At 33.8% G+C, this 22,331-nt stretch carries 19 protein-coding genes; 11 read left to right on the top strand and 8 right to left on the bottom strand.

What is annotated here, in order from left to right:
• The first annotated feature begins 350 nt into the window (after positions 1-350).
• Positions 351-1,817 carry a glutamate decarboxylase gene (gene gad, locus AC3WJF_RS08350; protein WP_492451264.1) on the top strand — a complete coding sequence of 489 codons (1,467 nt, stop codon included), beginning with the start codon at positions 351-353 and terminating at the stop codon, positions 1,815-1,817.
• Between the two features lie 203 nt (positions 1,818-2,020).
• Here the strand turns inward: gad and AC3WJF_RS08355 are convergent, their stop codons facing one another.
• The 4 genes from AC3WJF_RS08355 to AC3WJF_RS08370 form a co-directional block, all read right to left on the bottom strand.
• The gene (locus tag AC3WJF_RS08355) at positions 2,021-2,515 is read right to left on the bottom strand and encodes a YehS family protein (RefSeq protein ID WP_492451118.1); all 495 of its coding nucleotides are present in this window, start codon (positions 2,513-2,515) and stop codon (positions 2,021-2,023) included.
• Between the two features lie 292 nt (positions 2,516-2,807).
• Positions 2,808-3,995 (bottom strand): macrolide family glycosyltransferase, encoded by a 1,188-nt coding sequence (locus tag AC3WJF_RS08360; protein ID WP_492451120.1) that lies wholly within the window; start codon positions 3,993-3,995, stop codon positions 2,808-2,810.
• Positions 3,996-4,183: 188 nt separating this feature from the next.
• Positions 4,184-5,086, bottom strand: coding sequence for an NAD(P)/FAD-dependent oxidoreductase (locus AC3WJF_RS08365; protein ID WP_492451122.1), 903 nt, complete (start codon positions 5,084-5,086; stop codon positions 4,184-4,186).
• 58 nt (positions 5,087-5,144) lie between these two features.
• Positions 5,145-5,585, bottom strand: a complete 441-nt coding sequence (locus tag AC3WJF_RS08370; RefSeq protein WP_492451124.1) for an Rrf2 family transcriptional regulator — start codon at positions 5,583-5,585, stop codon at positions 5,145-5,147.
• 227 nt (positions 5,586-5,812) lie between these two features.
• Between AC3WJF_RS08370 and AC3WJF_RS08375 the strand changes: the two genes are divergently transcribed.
• From AC3WJF_RS08375 to AC3WJF_RS08405, 7 genes are all read left to right on the top strand, one after another.
• Entirely contained in the window at positions 5,813-6,862 is a 1,050-nt protein-coding gene (locus tag AC3WJF_RS08375) for an ArsR/SmtB family transcription factor (RefSeq protein WP_492451125.1), read from the top strand.
• A gap of 91 nt (positions 6,863-6,953) precedes the next feature.
• On the top strand, positions 6,954-8,183 hold the full coding sequence (locus AC3WJF_RS08380) for an MFS transporter (RefSeq protein ID WP_492451127.1): 1,230 nt from the start codon (positions 6,954-6,956) through the stop codon (positions 8,181-8,183).
• Between the two features lie 315 nt (positions 8,184-8,498).
• Positions 8,499-8,819: a PTS sugar transporter subunit IIB gene (locus AC3WJF_RS08385; protein ID WP_492451128.1), complete on the top strand. Its 321-nt coding sequence runs from the start codon at positions 8,499-8,501 to the stop codon at positions 8,817-8,819.
• Positions 8,819-9,139 (top strand): PTS lactose/cellobiose transporter subunit IIA, encoded by a 321-nt coding sequence (locus AC3WJF_RS08390; RefSeq protein WP_492451130.1) that lies wholly within the window; start codon positions 8,819-8,821, stop codon positions 9,137-9,139. Before AC3WJF_RS08385 ends, AC3WJF_RS08390 begins: the two co-directional genes overlap by 1 nt.
• A gap of 14 nt (positions 9,140-9,153) precedes the next feature.
• Positions 9,154-10,401 carry a PTS sugar transporter subunit IIC gene (locus AC3WJF_RS08395; protein ID WP_492451131.1) on the top strand — a complete coding sequence of 416 codons (1,248 nt, stop codon included), beginning with the start codon at positions 9,154-9,156 and terminating at the stop codon, positions 10,399-10,401.
• A gap of 5 nt (positions 10,402-10,406) precedes the next feature.
• A complete protein-coding gene (locus tag AC3WJF_RS08400) occupies positions 10,407-11,858 on the top strand; it encodes a glycoside hydrolase family 1 protein (protein ID WP_492451133.1) in 1,452 nt (483 codons plus the stop codon).
• Positions 11,859-11,920: 62 nt separating this feature from the next.
• A complete protein-coding gene (locus AC3WJF_RS08405; protein WP_492451134.1) occupies positions 11,921-13,852 on the top strand; it encodes a BglG family transcription antiterminator in 1,932 nt (643 codons plus the stop codon).
• A 235-nt stretch (positions 13,853-14,087) separates the two neighbouring features.
• Here AC3WJF_RS08405 and AC3WJF_RS08410 read toward each other — a convergent pair whose 3' ends face one another.
• The 3 genes from AC3WJF_RS08410 to AC3WJF_RS08420 form a co-directional block, all read right to left on the bottom strand.
• Complete coding sequence (locus AC3WJF_RS08410; protein WP_492451135.1) at positions 14,088-15,269, bottom strand: NupC/NupG family nucleoside CNT transporter; 1,182 nt, start codon at positions 15,267-15,269, stop codon at positions 14,088-14,090.
• 71 nt (positions 15,270-15,340) lie between these two features.
• Positions 15,341-16,048, bottom strand: a complete 708-nt coding sequence (gene deoD, locus AC3WJF_RS08415) for a purine-nucleoside phosphorylase (protein ID WP_492451136.1) — start codon at positions 16,046-16,048, stop codon at positions 15,341-15,343.
• 188 nt (positions 16,049-16,236) lie between these two features.
• Positions 16,237-17,673 (bottom strand): AcpB/EbpR/MafR family transcriptional regulator, encoded by a 1,437-nt coding sequence (locus tag AC3WJF_RS08420; RefSeq protein WP_492451137.1) that lies wholly within the window; start codon positions 17,671-17,673, stop codon positions 16,237-16,239.
• 462 nt (positions 17,674-18,135) lie between these two features.
• Here AC3WJF_RS08420 and AC3WJF_RS08425 point away from each other — a divergent pair, with 462 nt between their 5' ends.
• Positions 18,136-18,495 carry a Lin0512 family protein gene (locus tag AC3WJF_RS08425; RefSeq protein WP_492451138.1) on the top strand — a complete coding sequence of 120 codons (360 nt, stop codon included), beginning with the start codon at positions 18,136-18,138 and terminating at the stop codon, positions 18,493-18,495.
• 148 nt (positions 18,496-18,643) lie between these two features.
• Here AC3WJF_RS08425 and AC3WJF_RS08430 read toward each other — a convergent pair whose 3' ends face one another.
• Positions 18,644-20,566, bottom strand: coding sequence for a BglG family transcription antiterminator (locus AC3WJF_RS08430; protein ID WP_492451139.1), 1,923 nt, complete (start codon positions 20,564-20,566; stop codon positions 18,644-18,646).
• 190 nt (positions 20,567-20,756) lie between these two features.
• Between AC3WJF_RS08430 and AC3WJF_RS08435 the strand changes: the two genes are divergently transcribed.
• Positions 20,757-21,074, top strand: coding sequence for a PTS sugar transporter subunit IIB (locus tag AC3WJF_RS08435; protein WP_492451141.1), 318 nt, complete (start codon positions 20,757-20,759; stop codon positions 21,072-21,074).
• 20 nt (positions 21,075-21,094) lie between these two features.
• The gene (locus tag AC3WJF_RS08440) at positions 21,095-22,324 is read left to right on the top strand and encodes a PTS sugar transporter subunit IIC (protein WP_492451143.1); all 1,230 of its coding nucleotides are present in this window, start codon (positions 21,095-21,097) and stop codon (positions 22,322-22,324) included.
• The last annotated feature ends 7 nt before the right edge of the window (positions 22,325-22,331 follow it).

The following is a 22,331-nucleotide window of genomic DNA, read 5'->3' on the forward strand; positions in this document are numbered from 1 at the left end:
CGATTTTTACTCATATATAAATAGCAACAGGTTAAAATCGGCTTTTGGATTTTATACAAAGTTTAAGAAAAGAGCCTAATTATAAGTAAAGCCTTGTTTTTTTGTGAATTTATATTGTTATATTTCTTGGTGTAGTGCTTTTTCAACAAAGTCAGTTTCATTTTCTAGTTAATCCATTTATACAGAAGAACTTCTAGATTAAGGATGATCCTCATAATTATTAACTAAATTGTTGAATAAGGAGGATCTTAATGAATAGGCATTATAAAACGAATCAACCCTATTTAAGAGCTTTTGATCCTTACCGTCCAAATGTTTATATGGAATATTTGCAGCCGAATCCTTCAATAATGGCAGGAACTTTATGGAATCCATTATACAATCCTTATTATAGTTTTCCAGAACAAGCAAGGTCAGGCAACCAATGGACTCCCCACAACAATGCACCAACAATGTTGTCACAAAATTTTTCAGTCAATCCTCGAAACGTAGAAGAATCCATTCCACTTTTTCGTATACCTGATCAAGGCATGTTAGCTAAATCCGCTTATAACATTATTAATGATGAAATAGCTCTAGATGGAAATGTATTTCTTAATCTTGCATCATTTGTTACAACATGGATGGAACCTACGGCAGATCGCTTATATGCTGATTCATTTAACAAGAATTTAATTGATAAGGACGAATATCCACGAACAGCGGCGATAGAGGAGCGGTGTATACGAATTATAGCTGATCTTTGGCACTCACCACACCCTCATAAAACTATTGGTGTTTCAACAACCGGATCTTCAGAAGGGTGCATGCTTGGAGGACTTGCGTTAAAGCGTCGCTGGCAAAACGAACGCAAGAAGCAAGGAAAACCAATTGATCGGCCAAACATTGTATTTAGTTCCGCTGTACAGGTCGTTTGGAAAAAATTCGCAAACTATTGGGAGGTTGAACCACGTTATGTAAACATTAGCGAGGATCGGCCCATTTTAGATCCTGAAGGTGTAATCGCTGCTGTAGACGAAAACACAATTGGAGTAATGACAACTCTTGGGGTAACCTATACAGGCCTTTACGAACCGGTCGCAGCCATTGCGAAAGCCTTGGACGAGCTTGAATCAAGAACTGGTCTTGATATTCCGATACATGTAGACGCTGCTTCAGGAGGATTTATTGCACCATTCATTCAGCCAGACTTGGTCTGGGATTTTCAGTTACCTAGAGTAAAATCCATCAATGTTTCAGGGCATAAATATGGATTAGTATACCCTGGGATCGGATGGATTATTTGGCGTGAGGCGGAAGATCTTCCCGAGGAGCTCATCTTTCATGTATCCTATTTAGGCGGGAATATGCCGACGTTTGCCTTAAGCTTCTCCCGCCCTAGTGCACAAGTACTCTTGCAATACTACAACTTTCTTCGATTAGGCAAAGATGGATATTATGAGGTACAAAAGACTTCACAATCAGTGGCGCAATTCCTTAGCAGCTCGATTCGTGAATTAGGCACATTTGAACTATTAACAGACGGCTCGGATCTTCCGGTATTTGCGTGGCGGTTGAAAGAAGGTTACACCACCACCTGGAATCTTTACGACCTATCCCGTATGTTGCGCACATTTGGATGGCAAGTGCCAGCGTATCCTTTACCCCCAAACATGGAAAATGTAATAATTATGCGTGTTGTGGTTCGAAATGGATTTTCCATGGATTTGGCCAATATGTTCTTGATGCACATTATTGAAGCGGTCACCTATCTGGAATCTTTGAATAGGCCAATATCATATGACATGAGATATAATATTGCTTTTCATCATACTTGAAATGTTTAAACGTAAGATTGGGCTGACTTTTTATAGTCAGTCTTTTTTTCAACTAGTCTTAACCAATTTTTCGCATTTTTTGTAAGTTGTACTATCTGCTTTTTAACAATTCATTTGTCTAAACGCTTCAATGTTTATCCATTATGCTTTTATTTCTACACATAAGAATCATGTATGTATCATTGTTATTACCAGTAGGATCCTTATCCCCTGTATTTGACTGCTAGTCCTTTTAAGAAGTTTCTGGCGAATTTATCTCCGCATTCTTTATAATTCTTATGGCCTTCTTTTCTTAATAATGCACCTAGTTCGCCTTTAGTTACCGTTAACCCTGCTTTTTCGAAAATATCAAGCATATCTTCAGAAGTTAATGACAGCGCAATTTTTACCTTTTTCAATAAGAGATTATTAACATTTGCACTTTTCTTTAATAACGGTTCCGCTGTATCCGACTGACCTGGTTTGTGCTCTTGATTTCCTCTTTTAAAAATTATAAGTCCATTTAAAAATGAATCTAACGTATTGTTATTACATTTTAATTGCTCGTCATATTCAGCTTCTTCGTCAAATTTTGTAAGAATCTTTATCACCTCAGGGACTGTTACTTCCACTCCTCCAAGTTTAAATATTTCTGCCATTTCTTTATTTTTTATTTCCAATGCATATCTCAAACGAATTAATATATCGTTATTCTCCATTTATTTACCTCCTATTTTTAAAACGAGTTTGCGGCACCCAAAACGACATCTCTCAAAGTTCAATCCTTACAACGCCCCCAACTTGTCCAAAGTGCATCTAAAAAAATGTTGGTGGATTATTAATAAATAAATTGTTGTAAATACTCTTCTCTTTTAGGATTGATACTTTTTATATTAAAACACCATTTTGCTTTAATTATTACTACTTCACATTCTAGCTTTTATAGTTATTCCAGTTCATTACTTTAGAAAAATTACCATAACCACTAAAAAAGTCAACAATAAAGGCATTTTATGAATATTTATTTTTAAATTTAAAAATCTCTTCAACTGCCTGGTGATACCCACCGGATTTATGAAAAGATTCCCTAATATTCGAAACAGCTTTATGGAAAGATTGCTTGTTTAATACATGATCTGCGGCTTCACTTAGATCATTCGCAGTCAAGCCTTGCATTTGTAATGAAATACCAGCTCCGATATTGACAACTTGTTCTGCAATAACTGGCTGATCCGCACTTAGTGGGATTACAATTAACGGAACTCCGTTATAGAGACCTTCATGAGTACTGTTCATTCCACCATGTGTAATAAATAATTTAGTGTATTTTAGCACTTCGGTTTGTGGAACATAATTTTTCACAATGAAGTTTTTAGGTATTTCCCCCAAATCAGATATTTGCGTTTTTTCCCCAATCGACATAACAATGGTATGATCCGTGTTGCCAAATGCATGAAAACAAAGCTTATAGAAATCAATTGCTTGATTCATGACAGTACCAAGTGAAATGTAAATTGGACTTTTTCCCTCAATTGCAGTAAAGTCGAAGTTTTCTTTTGTTAATCGTGAAGAAATGGATGGACCTACAAATTTGTTTGTTTGGTCGAACTCTCCTCCATTAGGCTGGAACTCTTTCGTTGTATAGACAATTGTAAGTGGGGCAAGGTTACAAAAAACTTCGTAAGGGGAACGAATCTCCACACCAAACTTTTCCTTCACCATTTCTGTCAATCTTTGAAATTCATCAAATGTTTCCAGCGGGATCTTTTTAGAAAGTCGATCAAACATTTTATCAAATGATTCTTTTTTCTGCGCAAATGAAGTACAGGAATTGATTGCCGGAAGCTTAAGAATTTTGGCAAGTAAACTACCGCAGCCAAACATCGAATCGTGAATAATGTAATCAAAATGCTCTCCTTCGATCTGTTCCAGAACACTAGGAATCATGATATCAGCCGTACGTAGCAGACCGTTTATTCTCTCAAGTGAATTATTTCTCCCCCCAGAAATAAACGCTTTTAAAAATTTTCGTCCATCAAAAGTTTTTACTGTTGCACCTGTCTGTTCAATACGCTCTCGAAATTCTTCAATAGTAAAGTACACTACCTCTTCTCCACGCGAAATAAGCTCTTGCACAACCCCAATGGTTGGATTGACATGTCCTTCTGATCCAGCGTTAATAAATAAAACACGTGCCATAATAAAGACTCCTTCGTTAAAAAGTTCTACTCAATTGTATAAAAATCACTATCCTATACGCTTGCTCAACTCACATTGAGGAATTAACTTTATCATAGTACAATTTTTAACATTCTCATACATTTAATAACGGCCAGGATAACATTGAAACTGTGCGCACTAAGGCTAACTATATAAATGCTCCGAAATTATATAAATTCTTCCATTGTTAATTCATAATTTACCCCCATTGCAGCACGTGAACCCTCAGCAGCAGAAATTATTAATTGTGAAGGACCATTTGAAGTTGTATCTCCTGCAGCATATACACCTTCAACATTCGTTTTGCCTAAAACATCAACAATAATCCCACCACTTTTATTCAATCCACACCCCAGTGAAATAGCAAACTCATTTGGTTGCACAAGATCAGTCGTAACAAATCCACCAGTTCGGTTCATTTCAGTTCCGTCCTCAAACACTACTTTTTCTAATTTCCCATCTGAACCAATTAAATCTACGATTCTTTCTTCCTTAATCCTAATACCTTTTTTCTTAAATAACATCTCCTCTGTTTCAGAAAGTATCTTATTCCCATTCGTACAAACAAGTAAGTCCTTACTCCATTGATAGACCATTTTTGCCAAATGTGAAGCATGTTGGTTTTCAGAGATTAAGACCAAAGGTTGTTCTCTTAATTCCCAACCGTCGCAATAAGGACAGCTGAAAATACTTTTCCCATAATATTCCTTAATACTATTTACATTTGGTAAACTTTCTTTAAGTCCAGTTGCAATAATAATATTCCTACTTAAGTATGAGTTACCTTCATGAGTTATTAGTTTAAATAGAGAGCTTTCCCTTTTTACCTCTTGAATCTTGGATTGAATTATTTTTACAGACGGATATTTAATTATATCTTGATGTGCCAAGTTTCTGAACTCACTTGGTGCAACACCATCTCTCGTAATAAATCCGTGCGACTCATGAGTAACAGCATTTCTAGGTCGTGCATCGTCAAAAAGGATAACATTTCTCTTAGCCCTGCCTAATACAAGAGCAGCATTCAGTCCAGCTGGACCCCCACCTATAATTACGCAATCTAAAATCATATTTCCACCTCATTATAGATATTAAAGATATTTATAGTCTGTAATTATTTTAAAAAAATTAATTAGCAATTGAATTTATATGATTTACCATATTTTCATTAACTTTTTGAACTACATGGTCAATCGTTTGAGACCTTAGATAATCTTCCATTTTAAGCTCAGCTTCATTCATTACTTGTTCAATGAAACAATTTTGTCTATCGTGGATATTGTTTTCTAAACCGCAATTAAACAATGAAGTGGTCCCTTCTATTGCATGTATTATATCTAGGAATGTAATTTCTTTTACATCTTTAATTAATTTATATCCTCCATTAACTCCCGTAACGGATTCGATAAAACCAGCTTTTACTAAAGTTGTTAATACTTTAGAAAGATACGTAGGCGACACTTTCTGAACTTCAGCCAATGGCTTTACACCAATTGTTTTTCCTGCTGGTAAAAGAGCCAAATAAACAATGGTATGAAGGGCATAATTAGTTGCTTTGGAATATTTCACTTTCTCACCACCTTAATTAAAGACTTGATGAATCTATAATATCTTTAATAAGATTGCTAAGTCAATAAATTATTTAGCCTATTTTCTTTTAATAGGTTTATCACTCATTAATATGATTATCCAATCTGATTTGATGAAAATCAAAATTGACATTTGACTTTAATGAACATACATAATATTATTAAAATAGAAAGTCGAATTCGATTCAGATAAAATGAGGTGTCAAGATGTTGATTCCAGGTAATGTTGAACTTATTACTTCCCCTGTTTTTGATTTATTGGCTTCAATGTTTCGGTTGAATGTACATGAGAGGCTTGTCGAACGGTTCGAATATTCAGATCCAACTAAAGTAAAGATGGATACCTGGGTAAATAAAACACGTAATATTCTTCCGCCATCTGTAAAGGAAGAACTAGAAGTCTTTTTTAATCATGAAAGTTTCATCGGAATGAGCCTTATACGTAAAACATATATGGAAAAGGCATATAAAAGTTATAAAGATTTTATAGACTTATTAGAAGCATTACCTCCATATGATTTAATCCAATGCTTTTTACAAACTGGATTTACTCCAAAAAGCATCGCTAATATCAAAAATGAAAAAGAGGTTCTAGATTATATAAAAAGTAGTAATTTTCCAGAAACCGAAAAGTGGAAACTTACTTATCTTTTCTTTGATTCCGAGAACACGAAGACCCGTTTTATCAGTTTAGTTAAAAAGTGTTGGAATCTTTATTATGCGGATGAAGTCGACGAGATAATGATTTTACAGGAAGAGTGCATCCAGCAGTTAAATGAAGAGTACGGTTTAAAAGATAGAGCTAGTTACTTTGACATTTTCCCTTATTTAGAGCGTGACTATGCAATTCCAGAAGATGTAGTAATTATTTCCGCTCCATCTGTCTTTTACAACATTAGCTCTTTAAGTTCTTATTCAGAATCAGATAACATTTATCTGCACCTTAGTGGTATTCACCTACCAAATTATATTCACAGATCGTCTTTAAGCGATGAGAAATTAATGGATTCCTTTAAGGCACTTGCAGATGAGAAGAGAATTAAAATGATACAAATTTTAAGCGTTTCACCAGCCTATGGATACGAATTAGCACAAAAGCTTGGACTCTCTAATTCAACCGTTTCACACCATCTATCTACTTTGGCATCATTAGGAATCGTCAAATCAACGAGGAAAGAAAACAGGGTTTATTACGAGGTGAATAAAGAACGTCTTAAAGAAATGATGCTTGCGATGACTTCAGCATTAGTTGATTAAGTGGAAAAGTATAACTTTTCCACCTTTTTATAAAACAACATTCGATTTATATGAAATATCAATTTCAATACAAATGAAAGGAAGATGTAGAATGAAGAATAATTTTAAACTACTGAAAGATAAGAATTTCCTTCTATTATGGCTTGGGCAAAGTGTGTCTGAACTCGGTAACAGATTTTATTCAATAGCAATTATGTGGTACGTGATTGAAAAGACTGGTTCATCTATGAATTTAGGACTCACTGTACTCTGCTTCACACTCCCTGCTGTTCTGATCATGCCAATTGCAGGTATTATGGCTGACCATAACTATAAAAAAAGTATTCTTATTACTTCTGATTTAGTGAATGGAATTGTCGTTATTATCATGGCAATAATGCTTTACTTACATTCATTATCAATGCTTATGCTTTATTCAATGATTATAATAATCACAGCTTCATCAGCATTTTTTACTCCTGCTATTTCTGCGGCAATACCAATTATTACTGGTAAAGAGGAGCTTTCTAAGGCAAAATCACTTAATCAGTTTACAAGTAGAATGGCTAATATCCTAGGACCTACTTTAGCGGGAGTATTAATTGCAGTAACTGACATTTGGCTTTTATTACTTTTAAATGGCATTTCATTTATTATTTCAGCTATCGTAAATTGCTGGATTCAAATACCTACTGTTGAGACTAATAGAAATAAGAAAAATATTAAAGCGCAGTTTACAGAAGGAATGAAATATGTACTAAGAGCAAAGAAATTACTTGCCCTCATTTTTGTAGGAGGGGTAATCATTAATTTTTTCTTAGCTCCATTGTCTGTGTTTATTACTATTATTTGCAATCAAATATTAGAAGTAGGCTCTAAAGGCTTTGGAATTGTTGAGGCATGTATTTCAATAGGTGCACTTGTTGGAAGTATTATTTCATTTTTTAATATCATCAAAAATCAAATAGTGTTGGGCATAATAGGATTAGTTTTGGAAGGAATAGCCTTGTTGATAGGTGGTGTGTTCCTTTCATTTGCTTCCTTAATTATATTTGCAATCCTACTTGGTCTAGGTGTTAGCATGGCAAGTATCGGTATTTCGACAATGTTTCAACTGTTAGTTCCTGAGAATATGATGGGTAGAGTTGGTAGTATCCTTTCTTCCATCTCAACATTCATCGTACCAATTGGTGTATTAGTAGGTTCATATATTATTAATGTTTATTCGGTAGAGTTGATATTTATCGTCTCTGGATTAATAGTGTTACTGTCAGGTGCATTTCTCGTCATTCCATTTTCTCAAGAATTTAAAAAGAAAAAAACACAATCAATACAGGGCTAGATGAAAGCATTATATTAAAAATTCCCTTTGAAAAATACCACTTCCCAAGCTGTCTTTTTTTAGACAGTTTTTTTTGCTTCACCATCAATATCGTTTCTAAAAATTTTGCATCACACCCTATACAAGTCAAATCTACCACAACACCATCCGGCTGCAATATCTCTTTCACCCATTTTTGGCAAGATGTTTGTATAGACCTAATGTTGACTATGCTTCTTTTAGAACAGACTAATTTCCTAGTAGTAGGAAAGAAAAATAAATGTAAGCGTTTTAAATTGTTGTTACGATTTAATCAAACAAAAGGAGGTAATCACAATGGCTAAAAAAGTTTTATTAGTTTGTGGAGCAGGAGCATCATCTGGTTTTATGGCGGCAGCCGCTCGTAAAGCTACTAAAAAATTAGGTGTAGATATAGAATTTAAAGCGAAAAGTGAATCAGAAATTGGTGAGCATTTAAATGATATTGATTTATTATTAGTGGCACCACATTTGAAATACATGATTGAGGATGTGAAAAACGCATGTGATACTGTAGGAGTTAAATACGGTATTATTCCTCAAAAAGTGTATGGATCACTGGACGGTCAAGGTTTAGTTAAGGTGGCAGAAGAACTTCTACAAGGTGGAGATCAATAATGGAACAAATAAATAAAGAAGAACTCGCATTAATTTCAATGAATGTAATCTTACATGCTGGTAACGCACGTGAATATGTTTTTCAAGCGGTAGACAAAGCTTCAAATGGAGATTTCGATCAAGCAGACGAACTAATGAATAATGCAAATGAAGAAATCGTTACCGCTCATAAAGCTCAAACTAGTACTCTGCAAAAAGAAGCGGAAGGTATTGAGATACCTTATTCACCATTATTTGGACATGCACAAGATACATTAATGACCGTTAAATCAGAAATGAACATTATGAAGGAGATTATAAAACTTTACAAAAGGATCTAAAGGGGGTAAAAAAGATGGAGAAATTTATGTCATGGATGACGGATAGCTTTGCTCCGAAGGTTAATAAGATAGCGAAAAACTCATGGGTTGCATCCATTCAAGACGCAATCTTAACTGCTATGCCAATGATTTTTATCGGTTCATTTGCAACCATTTTATCAATCGTTATGGATTATTGGAAGGGCTTTCCTGATTTTTCTTTACTCAGCACTTTTTCATTCGGTTTGTTCTCGTTATTTTTAGCTTATTTAATACCAGAATCAATAATGAACCGTAAAGGCCATAAGGATGTTTCAAAACAAGCAGGTCTTGCTGGCTTAGCGTTTTTCTTAATATTGGTATATCCACAAATTACTGCAGATGGTCATATAAAATTTGACCTTAATACATTCGGTACTGGTGGTATGATTGCTGCTTTACTTGCCGGGTTGTTTGTTGGGTTTGTAATGAACCTTTTCTCAAAATGGAAATTTATTGGGGAAGATTCACCTATTCCTGACTTTGTTGCTACTTGGTTTAACACGTTAATCCCAATTATCATAATCTTATTAATAGGTTGGATTTTTACTTTTGAACTTCATATCAACTTATATAATGTTGTAAATTCCATTTTTTCTCCATTAATTAATCTCGGACAAGGTTTTTGGGGATTTGTGTTGATTAACTTTCTTGGTTTTGCCTTTTTGTATACTTTTGGTCTTTCAAGTTGGGTTTTATACCCAGTTTCAAGTGCTATTGCTTTACCAGCTATTGCACAAAACCAAGCAAACTTTGAGGCGGGTAGAGCTGTTACGAATATTTTTACAGTCGAGTCAGCGTCATTGTTTCTTATCGGCGGCGGTGGTGCAACATTAGCACTATGTATCATGTTATCCTTTATGGCCAAATCACAAAGATTAAGAATGATAGGAAAAGCATCTCTTATTCCTTCTATATTTAATATTAATGAACCAATCGTGTTTGGTGCGCCAATCGCCTTCAACCCAATTTTGATGGTACCAATGTGGATTAATGGTTTATTAGGACCTATTTTAACTTGGATTGTAATGAAAATTGGATTATTGCCAATTCCACACAAGCCATTTCAACTTTGGTACTTACCTTTACCGATCCAAAGCTGGATTATTACTGAATCAATTCGTGGGTTAATTTTCTTCTGTATATTATTTGCCATTACTTGGATTGTATACTATCCGTTCTTTAAGATTTACGACAAACAAGCAACTAAACAAGATGCTGAATTAGCAGAAGAAGGGGAATGATATTGATGAGACAAAATAAATATGCAAGTTTTCCAACAGACTTCTTGTGGGGCGGTGCAATTGCCGCAAGTCAAGCAGACGGCGCCTACAATGAAGATGGTAAACAACCTAATTCATCTGATGTTCAACCATACCTTAAAGGAATGTCCAATGAAGAAATTCAAGAATTGGAAAAGCAAGGGATGACATTGGATGAAGTGAAAAAGAATCTTATTGATACAACTCATTATTTTCCTAAACGTCATGGTATTGATTTCTATCATACCTATGAAAGTGATTTAGAATTACTTGCAGAAATGGGCTTTAAAACTTTTAGAACTTCCATTGACTGGTCAAGAGTCTTTCCTAACGGGGATGAAACCGAACCTAACGAAGCAGCATTAAAGCACTACGACAAGATGATTGATAAAATGAAGTCACTCGGAATCGAACCAATCATCACCATGTTGCATTATGAAACACCGATTAATATCACATTGCAGTATGGTGGCTGGAAAAATAAAGCGGTCATTGATATGTTTGAACGCTACGGTAAAGTGCTATTGGACCGCTTCGGAAATCGTGTGAAGTATTGGATTGTTGTTAACCAAATTAACATGGTTCAGATCGAGCCTTTCTTGTCTTTAGGTATATGCAGTGATCAATATGACAATATTGAAGAGGCTGAATATCAGGCCGTTCACAATCAAATGGTAGCCTCCGCTAAAATCCAAAAATATGCTAAAACATTAAATCATGACTTAGAAATTGGGACAATGGTTGCTGACATGACCGTATATCCATTTTCATGTAAGCCGGATGACGTTGTGTTGGCAATGCAACATAATCGCATGCAATATTTCTTTACAGATGTTCAATTTCGTGGTGAGTATCCAAAGTATGCTGTAAATTACTTCAAGGAAAACAATATTCATCTTGATATTACAGAGGAAGAAATAAAGCTGTTAAGCGAAAATACGATGGATTATCTTGGTATTTCCTATTATTTCTCACAAATGGTTGATTCAACAATAAATGTGAATAAAGCTGATTCAACTACGGTAAATCCAAATTTAGAGGCTAATCCTTGGGGCTGGGCTGTGGATCCACAAGGATTATATAATACGCTTTCCCAATATTGGGATCGTTATCAGAAACCAATCATTATTGCCGAAAATGGGTTCGGTATGTACGATACAGTTGAAGATGGAAAGGTTCATGATGATTATCGTATATCCTACTTAAGTGATCATATTGAACAGGTTGGTCGTGCAATTCATGATGGCGCTAATGTTATTGCGTACTGTGCATGGGGACCAATTGATATTGTTAGTTGTTCTTCCCAACAAATGACAAAACGTTACGGTTTTATATATGTTGATTTAGATGACGAAGGTCAAGGATCTGGAGAACGATTGAAGAAAGATAGTTTCTATTGGTATAAACAAGTCATCACAACTAATGGTTCAGAAATTTAATACACTATTTAGGGGAAGATTGTAAATGACCTTCCTCTTTTTACTATACAAGGACTGATTTAATGAACAAAACCGATATGTTACTCGATTATCTTAAAAAGCATTCAGGAAAAGCCTTTATATCTGCTAAAACATTAGCTGATTCATTAGGCGTAACCGACCGAACTATTCGCCATTACGTTAAGTCGATTAATGAAAGTCAACCTAATCTTATTGAGTCGAGCAGAGTAGGTTACAAGTTAAGTAACAATACTTCCAAAGTTGTTAAATATCCAGAAAATAATGATCATATTGACAATCGCCGTTTTTATATTCTCAGACGACTGATCAAGAGTTCTGACCGAGGCTTGGATGTGTTCGATTTAGCAGATACTTTATATGTCTCAGACGCTACAATCCGTTCTGATATGATATACCTTAATCGATTCGTGACCAAACAGGGCTTACAAATCATTCAACAACATAATCGTTACGTTCTTACTGGGAATGAGAAGAGCCGTAGAAAATTGATGATTGATTTAATTGACTTTTCGAAACCAAGCAAAACATCCCTTGAAGAAGAAGTTCAAAGATTCTTAGGAAATATATCCCTGTATGAGTTGATGAAATTAAGTAGGACAATCTTTGAAAAGTACCATGTTCATCCAAACACTTACTTCTTCAAAAATTTCGTCTTACATTTAGCAATTGCTATTGAACGTGCAACGGATAATGAACAACTTGAACAAAGCTCTTCTCCAATCCAAAATCGTAATACAACTAGTTTTAAAATCGTTAATGAAATAACAGATAATCTTTATAAAATGTACCATATTCAGTTTTCTCAGGCAGATAAAGACGAGTTGTCAATCTTATTTATTGGCCAACTAAAAGATGAAGAGATTTCAATGGATGATTATGCAAACAGCAAAGTTTCGAAAGCATTAGAACATGCCATTCAAGAAATAGCGGAAGTCTACATGCTTAATTTTGATGATCATAGCTTTAACACTCGTCTATTAGTCCATGTACAAAACTTGTACAATCGCCTCATCCAAAATAAATATACAAGAAATATGAGTGTATTAAACATTCGAATTAAATACCCAATCATTTTTGATATTGCCGTATATTTGGCCTCGGTGCTGTCAAATGATTTGAACGTTGAAATTAATGATGATGAAATTGCCTTTATTGCTTTACACATTGGTTCATTCTTAAATAGTCAACATGATGAAAATAATAAAATTAATACGGTTATTATTACTCCCGCATATCTAGGTCAACAAACTGAAATTGAAAAATGTATTCAAAAACATTTTGCTGATGATTTGATTATTAGAGGGATTTATGAAGACGTTAGTGACTTGAATTCGCTAACTTCCAATGAATTAGTTATAACAACACAAAACCCTGAACATTTAAGAAATCATTTTGCAACCATTAATACGGAAATAGTATGTATTCATGAATTTATAACCAAACACGATATTGCTTTGATCAGCCGTACTGTTGAAAACATCAAACATCATAATTACTTAGACTTTCTCAAAGAAAAGATTCCTGAATTAATTAAAGAGAAGTTTTTCATCAACATTAATGATGAGTCATCAACAGAGCAAATAATGAAGACTATTGCTGAAGGTTTTCAACAAAATGGTTATGTAGAAGATGACTACATGAAGAAATTGAATGAACGAGAAAAGATTTCTTCTACTGCTTATCCAAGTGGTGTAGCAATTCCACACACAATGAAGTTTGAAGGAAAAAAAACAGGGTTAATGATTTTAAAACCTGTCAACCAAGTTGATTGGGATAATATTAAGGTTAAACTTATTATTGGGCTTACCGTCAACAAGGACGATTCACATATGTTTAACAAGATTTTCCCACGAATTATTGAATTGGCTGCTGAACCGTACAACATTAATTATCTTGTTGGAACAAATTCCAGAGATGAATTTATTGATCGTTTAATCGAATTAATGGTGAGGGATAATTACTTTCCGGAGTAGATACTACAGAAAAAGTGCATAGTGTATGGGAAAATTAAAGTGCAGAACTTTACAAAGAAAAAAATGTAGAGTCCTGCACTAATTTTATAAAGATATGCTATATATCGAAGAAATCCACCTTGAAAATAGTAGCATTTCTACCAACTTATTTTTATGTTATTGATTTTTTGTTTTTATAATCCAAAACAGGCACGTTGCTCTGAATTAATGACCTCTTTCACCTTCTTTGATATAATCAAAATATGATGCTGACGATTATGGAAGATAAAACGCTTACAAGAGTAGCACCATATAACAATTTTAGCCCGAAACGCGCAACAATGTTACCTTGTTTTTCATTCAAGCCTTTTACCGCACCTACGATGGTACCAATAGATCCAAAGTTTGCAAATGAAATTAGAAATACGGAAACAATGGCTGTTGTACGCTCACTCATACCTTTTTGTATCTTAACAAAGTCAAGCATTGCAACAAATTCATTCGAAACAAGTTTTGTTGCCATGATACTACCTGCTTTAACAGCTTCATGCCATGGTACACCCATAAGGAAAGCAACTGGTGCAAAGACATATCCTAAAACTCCTTGGAACGAGATGCCAAATATACCATTGAAGATTCCGTTAATTAAAGCAATTAACCCAACAAAACCAACTAACATTACCCCAACTACGATAGCGACTTTAAAGCCATCCATAATATATTCGCCAAGCATTTCAAAAAATGTTTGCTTTTCTTCTTCCTTAACATAAACTATATCTTCTTCTGGTTTAACTTCATACGGATTAATGATGGATGCAATGATAAAACCACCAAATAGGTTTAATATTAATGCAGCCACTACATACCTAGGTTCTAGCATGGTCATATAGGAACCAACAATGGACATGGATACAGTTGACATCGCAGACGCGCATAATGTGTACAAGCGATTTTTAGACAATAATCCAAGTTGATTTTTAACTGAAATAAATACTTCATTTTGTCCTACAATTGCCGCAGCAACTGCGTTATAAGATTCTAATTTTCCCATTCCGTTTACTTTACTAAGCACTACACCAATATACCGAATAATAAACGGCAATATTTTAAAATGCTGCAAGATTCCTATTATTGCTGACATAAAAACAATCGGCATCAGAACATAAAGGAAAAATGTATATGCACCTTTATTTGCAATTCCACCAAAAACAAAATCGGTACCTTCATTGGCGTATTCAAGTAATTTTGCGAAACTATCAGCAAAACCTTTAACTAAAAATTCACCAACACCCGTTTTTAGTAGAAGTAACCCTAAAATAATTTGAATAACAATCATTACGATGATTGGACGATATTTAATCTTTTTCTTATTATTACTTGCAAGCCATGCCAGTAAGAGAACAATAATTAGACCAATAACAGAAATTATATAATGCATTTTTTTATTCCCCCAAATATCGATTAAAAAGATTGTTCCATTTTTCGATATCTTTATATTAAAATCATAGATTAGTTATCAATTATTGTATTAAGAGCTATTTCTACCATTTCGTTAAAAGATTGTTCACTATCTTTATGGGATGAGCGTTCATTTGTTAATAATTGACTACCTACTGTCAAAATAGATAATGCTTTTACACCATATTTAGCAGCTAAAGTATAAAGGGATGTGCTTTCCATTTCTACCGCTAATACACCGAAATCCATAAACTTGTGAAGTCGATCTAATGTTTCACGGTAGAATTCATCTGAATTATAAATGTTACCAACAAAGACATTTACGTTTTTACTTTGTGCCTGTTGATATGCTTTCATTAACAATGAATAATCTGCCGTTGGTGCATAATTACAACCGTAAAAAATTTTCTCTGTCATATTACTATCTGAAGAAACTGCTTGGGCTAATACAATATCACGGATGTTAAGCTCTTTTTGCATCGCACCACATGTACCGATTCGAATCAATTTTTTAACTCCATAATCATTTATCAATTCAGTTGCATATATACTCATTGATGGATTTCCCATCCCAGTCCCCTGAACCGAAATCGGTACACCTTTGTAAAATCCAGTGTAACCATACATACCTCTCACTTCGTTATAACAAAAAGCATTATCTAAAAATTGTTCTGCTACAAATTTTGCGCGCATAGGATCACCCGGAAGTAAAACGCGTTCAGCTATTTCTCCTTCTTTTGCTGCCAAATGTATACTCATGCTTTTTTCCTCCTTAAGCTTTATTTTTACACCTGAATACTAAGGAAATCGTTTACATTTCTTACAAAGAAAATAAATGCTCAAGATTTCCTTTAAAATAAATCAAGAAGCTACTCAAAGCATAAGTTTTTTTAAAATAACAAACTAGACCAAAATTTTACGGATGGTACGGAAAATAATTGACCAAATTATAAAAGCAATTCTTTACGAATATTATCTAAATCCCTTTTAGTTGGAATGGTAGAAATAATGACAACAGGCACTGTCTTTAATGTAACGGGGAAATTACTAATGATGAAATCAATATTATTTTGCTGAACAATTTCGTCAGTCAGACCTTTCATTATGGAAGTATTAATGATCAACTCGTCTCCAATTTCTTTTTTAATCAGTTGCGCTACGTAATGACGAATTGAAAATTCTTCTCCGATAACTAGGAAAGCTTTTTTACTTTTATAACGTAAGCTTGAACTAACTAGTAGCGTTAGTTTTGTTAAATGAAAGTCATTATACGATACAGCAGGGTATAGAGTATTCCACTTTTGCATGCAAACTTGCAGTTTTTGATAATTTTGCTGACACTCTTTTTGAACATATGTATTTAAATTCTTTTTTGAAATCAACATCAATTCAGGAATTGCATTATCAATTAATAGCTTGCTAAAAAAATCATATATTTCCCAAATAAAACGTTCATTCATATTAATATTGGGATAAACCTTTAACAATAACGTTAAAAAGGAATTAGCCATTTCATATTCTTCTTTATTTTTGCGAAGTTCAACTTCCTTAACAAATGCCATTTCTTCATCATCATAATAATTATATTGGCTAGTACTAAATAGTGACTGTATAAAGAATATTTCACTATTTGGTAATTCAATTGAAAACATTCGTTGAAGCTTTTTCGCCAAATTTGTCATTGGTAAATAAAACATTCCTTGTTCCCAAGGGTAATTTCTTTCAGTAATTGTTACACATTCTCCTTTATTAACTCTTTCTAATACAATAGCAATTAAAAAAGACAACCTTCTTTTAGAGTTGATAAAATAAACAATATTTTTTTCATCCTCTATATTTGTAATTAATTGATTGATATCATCAAAATTGATTTTAGCAAAAGGCCATCCTGTAAACTCATACGCATCGCAATATAACTTCCAATAAAAATATCGAATGTTAATTTCATTTCCTTTCATGGTAGGTGAAGAATAAGTTATGCGTATGTTATAAGGTTTAAGTTCATTGTTATTTAATTGCACAATAAGTTTTTTCAAAGACGAAGAACTCATGAACATTTCTTCAGCTAGTTCCTCTATTGTGAATTGACCACCATCAGTAAACAATACATTCATCAGTCGATAAAAAGTGGTTTGTCTAAACATATTAGAAATCACTTCACTAACTGTTTTACTTCGCCTATCACGCCCGAGAAGGATTCCCTTTCCTCTGGAAACTTCAATTTTTAATCCAGATGGTAGTTGCATACTTATCCCTTCAGATATCTTACTTATTGTTTTATCAGAAACACCTAATTTTTTTTCAACCTCGGCTAAAGTAAACCATCTTTGTTCAGTATCGAGCAATGTTAAAAGCTCGCTAGCTATTATAAATTCCTTATCCATTTTCTCACCTTTTTTCTACCTAATAATCCATACTTTTTCTCGAAAAATATCCCGTTATATAAGTATAGGGTAAATGATTATAGAATACACAATTTCATAGGACATCAAAATCCTCTCTTAGAAGCAGAAAGAAGCATTTACACATTAAATGTCTTGTATTTCAGTCACTGCCTATCACACTATCCAAACGATAGTAAACTTTTTTCATTCCAATTGGATATAATCTCAACTTAAATAAGGGAATCGTCCCCACGTTTTTCTTATTTAAACACTGTGGCCGATTCTCTTGTTTACTAAATGAAACAAGAGAACCGTCCCAACGTTTTCAATTATCTTCTTTAAATAGGTAGTATTGCTTAAATGGCAGGATAAGTGTTAAAGTTTGAGAGTTAGTGCTGACTTTTTATAGTCAGCCTTTTTTTGATAGAATAGAATTAAAATCAATTGTGAGGTGTATATATAATGGAAAAACTAATGTTTATTGAAACAGGGATGGGAATTGATGTTCACGGACAAAATATTACGAAAGCAGCCGTTCGTGCTATAAAGAATGCCATTCACTATAATTCGATGCCGGGCATCAAATCTGTACTGCCGGGTAATAGTTTAGACAATATGGTCGTAAATGTTAAATTGGCCGTCCCTTGTGATAAGGAAAAACTAGATATTGATACTGTAAAAGAAGCGATTCCATTTGGAAAAGTATCAGTGGAAGTAATGGATGGAGGCATGCTGACAACTAGTGGAATTGTCATCGAGGAAAAAGGCGATATAAATGATAAGATGTATATCGTTGTCGCATCTGTTGAGGTTGGGTATTAATAGCTTCTAGCAAAACTTTATTAATAGGTGTAGGTAGTACTAACAACATAATTACTATTTAATAAATGGGTAGCCAAACATCTTTTGGTTACCCATTCTCTTTTTATTCAATCCCCTATGTCTCCAAATAGTGAAAGAATTTTTTCACTCACTCTTCCATTAATGATAAAAGATTATTGATAAAACCATCATAATTTTTAGACTTTAATAACAAATAAACATTTTCTGGTTCTGATAATATTTTAATAAAACTATCATAAATATCCCGAAAAATTCTTCGTTCTTCTCTATTAAGGGCAATGAGCGCAATAATTTGTACAGAATTGTTTCCCCATTTAACGGGTTTGTCATTTAAGACAATCGAAATAGCAGACTTTAACGCATCCATATGCATCGAATGAGGTACGGCAACATTATTAATAAATGAAGTGGATGACATTTTCTCCCTTTCAATTATATCGTTAATACCTCCCGTATCGAAAAATCCAAGCTGAACCATTTTCTCACCAATGAATCTTATCATTTCAAATTCATCTTGTAAGTATATATTTTGTTGAAATAGATGTGGGTCAAATAGACTGATTAAATGATTTTTTAGTTTGTTATGTCTTCTTTCCTTTTTAATTTTGGTGATACTATTTTGGATTTTAAGAATGTCCTCTTCCAATATAAATGGATTTAAATAAATCACTTCACGACCCATTATTGGGGAAATCTGAATTGTTGTGATGATGATGTCGGAGTCTATATGTTCCAAATCAAAATCTGCTGTCGTAATAACTCGGCTAATTTCCATTTGCTCCCCAAAAGATTCTTCTAATCTTTTTAATAATGAAAGATGCATATTGTAGTATTCAGGACAGATCACGGTGCATGTTATTTTATTTTCAAGCACTTTTTGACGTTCGAGAAAGGCACCGATGTGAAAGGCTATATAAGCGATCTCATCTTCATTGATTTGAATATTTTCCTTTTTCTGTATCTCATTCGAAATAAAAACAGCCAAATCATAAATTAGTGGATATGAAGATTTAATCTGCTTAGTTAAAGGATTTTTCGATAGATAATTATGCCTTGCCCGGTTAATTAAATTCCGAATGTGCAGAGTGAATTTTATTAGAAATTCCTCATCGTAAATATCCACCAGATAATACTCTTTTACCTTTTGGATGATTTCGTTCACTAGTTGAATATATTGTTTTTCAATATATTCGCTTAGATTTTCTTTGTTAAGTCTGTCATAACTCAAAATAGTTGTTTTACTAATTAAAAGAATCGTTAAGTAATAAAGCTCTGCCCCTTCAAAGGTTACCCCGAACTCCATTTTTATTAACTTTGCTATATCCGATGCTGCCTTATATTCCTTCGTTTTCGTCAAAGTCTTTATGTTTTCTTCCGAAATGGTTCGATGTAGGCTTATCCGCTCGGTTGCAATCACAATGTGAAGCAGGATGTTCCCGATGGTATATTCATTTACATAAAGATTATAGGATGCCAACACTTTGACAAGCTCACCTTTAAAATCTTTTAAATCATAACCAAAAGCTGCTTGTATGTTTTCCAAATGCAAAAACTGGTCTTTTGTTTCTTCATAGAAAATATGGCTCATCAGTTTTCGCTTATCTCGTTCTTGTCCATTTAATATGATTAAATCGCCATCTCGTTTGAAGGATAAATTGAATTTTTCCAAAAGACTTTTTGCTTTTTTTAAATCACCTTCGATTGTGGATGTACTTACATAAATCTTTTCACTTAGATCAAATATATCCATACCTTCTGAGTGGGTAATTGATTGCTTTAATAGGTAATAAAGACGCTCAAGAGGTGTCTGTGTTTCGGAAGTTTCTTTCTGTTCCTCTCGTTGCATTTCATAGTAAACGTTTTCATTTAGTTTATAACCAAGGTTAGAGGACATGATTAATGCGGATGGAGAGATTTCATTTATTTCATTTACATATTTTCGGATACTTCTGCTAGACACAGAAAATTGTTTAGCCAAAATATCTGCTTTTACCCAATCACTTTTGTTTAACAAAAATTGAATAATTGCTTCTTCTCTCTCCTTTTTCATGCTATAAAACCCCCAAACCTGTAATTATCGTTAGTTTCCCACTTATATAGTGTAAAAAAACACATAATAAATTTAAAGTAGAAAAAGTTCCTCCCCCCCGGAACTTTTTCTACTTGAGGGAAATTATCAATAAGTAGGACAATGACCTCAGAAAGTATAATTCAAATTTACTTCTTAGGAGGAATTTAATATGACAGAAAAAACAATTCTTTTGGTTTGCGGCGGTGGTGCTTCCAGCGGATTCATGGCTCAAAACATTCGGAAGGCAGCCAAAAAAAGAAATATAGAATTAAATGTAATCGCTCGCAGTGAGTCTGAAGTAGACGAATATATAAATGAAATTCATGTGCTGCTTATCGGTCCGCATCTCCAATATATGGAAGAAGATTTAAAAACAAAGGTACAACCTTATAACATTCCATCTGCAGTGATTCCGCAAAACATATACGGTCTCATGGATGGAAACAAAGGTTTGGATCTCATTTTAGAACTTCTTGGCGAAAAATAAAATAGAATGGAGGTTACTTCATGAACACATTCATTAATTGGATGAACCAAAACTTTACCCCTAAAATGAATAAAATCACTAGAAATGTTTGGGTTTCATCGATTCAGGATGCCATCATGGCAATTTTGCCATTGATTCTTGTTGGATCGCTGATTACATTGATTTCAATTTTGAATAACTATTTTTCAAAAATGCCCGATTTTTCACCAATCAGCACTTATTCATTTGGACTTATCAGTGTATTTGTTGCGTTATTAACTCCTTATTTCATTATGGAAAAAAAGAAAAAGAACGATCGAAAAATCATCTCTGGATTAACAGGAGTCTCTCTGTTTTTTATGCTTCTTATGCCAAAACTTACAGACGATGGCGGCATTACTTTCAAATTGGAACGCTTTGGCGGCAATGGTATGTTTGTTGCTCTCATTGTTGGTCTTGTTGTAGGCGTAGTTATGTTCCTGTTTTCAAAAATCTCATTATTTAAAAATTCAAGTTCTTTACCGGATTTTATTATTGTATGGTTTGACACCATCATCCCAATAACGCTCTTATTGCTTTGCGGCTGGTTATTTACTTTCCCAATGCATCTTGATTTGTATGATTTAATTTTAAAAGTTTTTCAACCGCTTTCATTAATTTCTCAAACTTTTGTCGGGTTTGTATTAATCACGTTTATTGGTATTTTCCTTTATTCCTTTGGAATCAGTGCTTGGGTATTGTATCCGATTCTGTATCCAGTTTGGCTGGCAGGTATTCAGGCAAATACGAAAGCTTTAGCTCATGGCCTACAGCCTCATAATATCCATACATTTGAAACCCTTATGGGATGGGTATGGGTTGGAGGTATGGGGACCACATTACCATTGGTACTCATGATGTTATTTTTTTCAAAGTCCAATCAATTAAAAGCAATCGGGAAAGTTACCATCATCCCTGGCATATTCAATATTAACGAACCTGTCATTTTTGGTGCCCCAGTGGCATTTAACCCGATATTAATGGTTCCAATGTGGTTAAATGGTCTGATCATACCGGCTATAACATACATTGTTTTGAATCTTGGATGGGTTACAATCCCGGCCAAGCTATTCCAGCTATGGTATATGCCCGTGGGAATTTCCACTTATCTAGTTAACTCCGATTTAAGAGGATTGATTTTATTAATTGTAATAGTGATTATCTCATGGTTAATTTGGTTCCCATTTTTTAAAGTATATGATATGCAACAGTATAAACAAGAACAAGAATAGTAGAAAA

Source organism: Heyndrickxia sp. FW510-T9 (assembly GCF_058781025.1).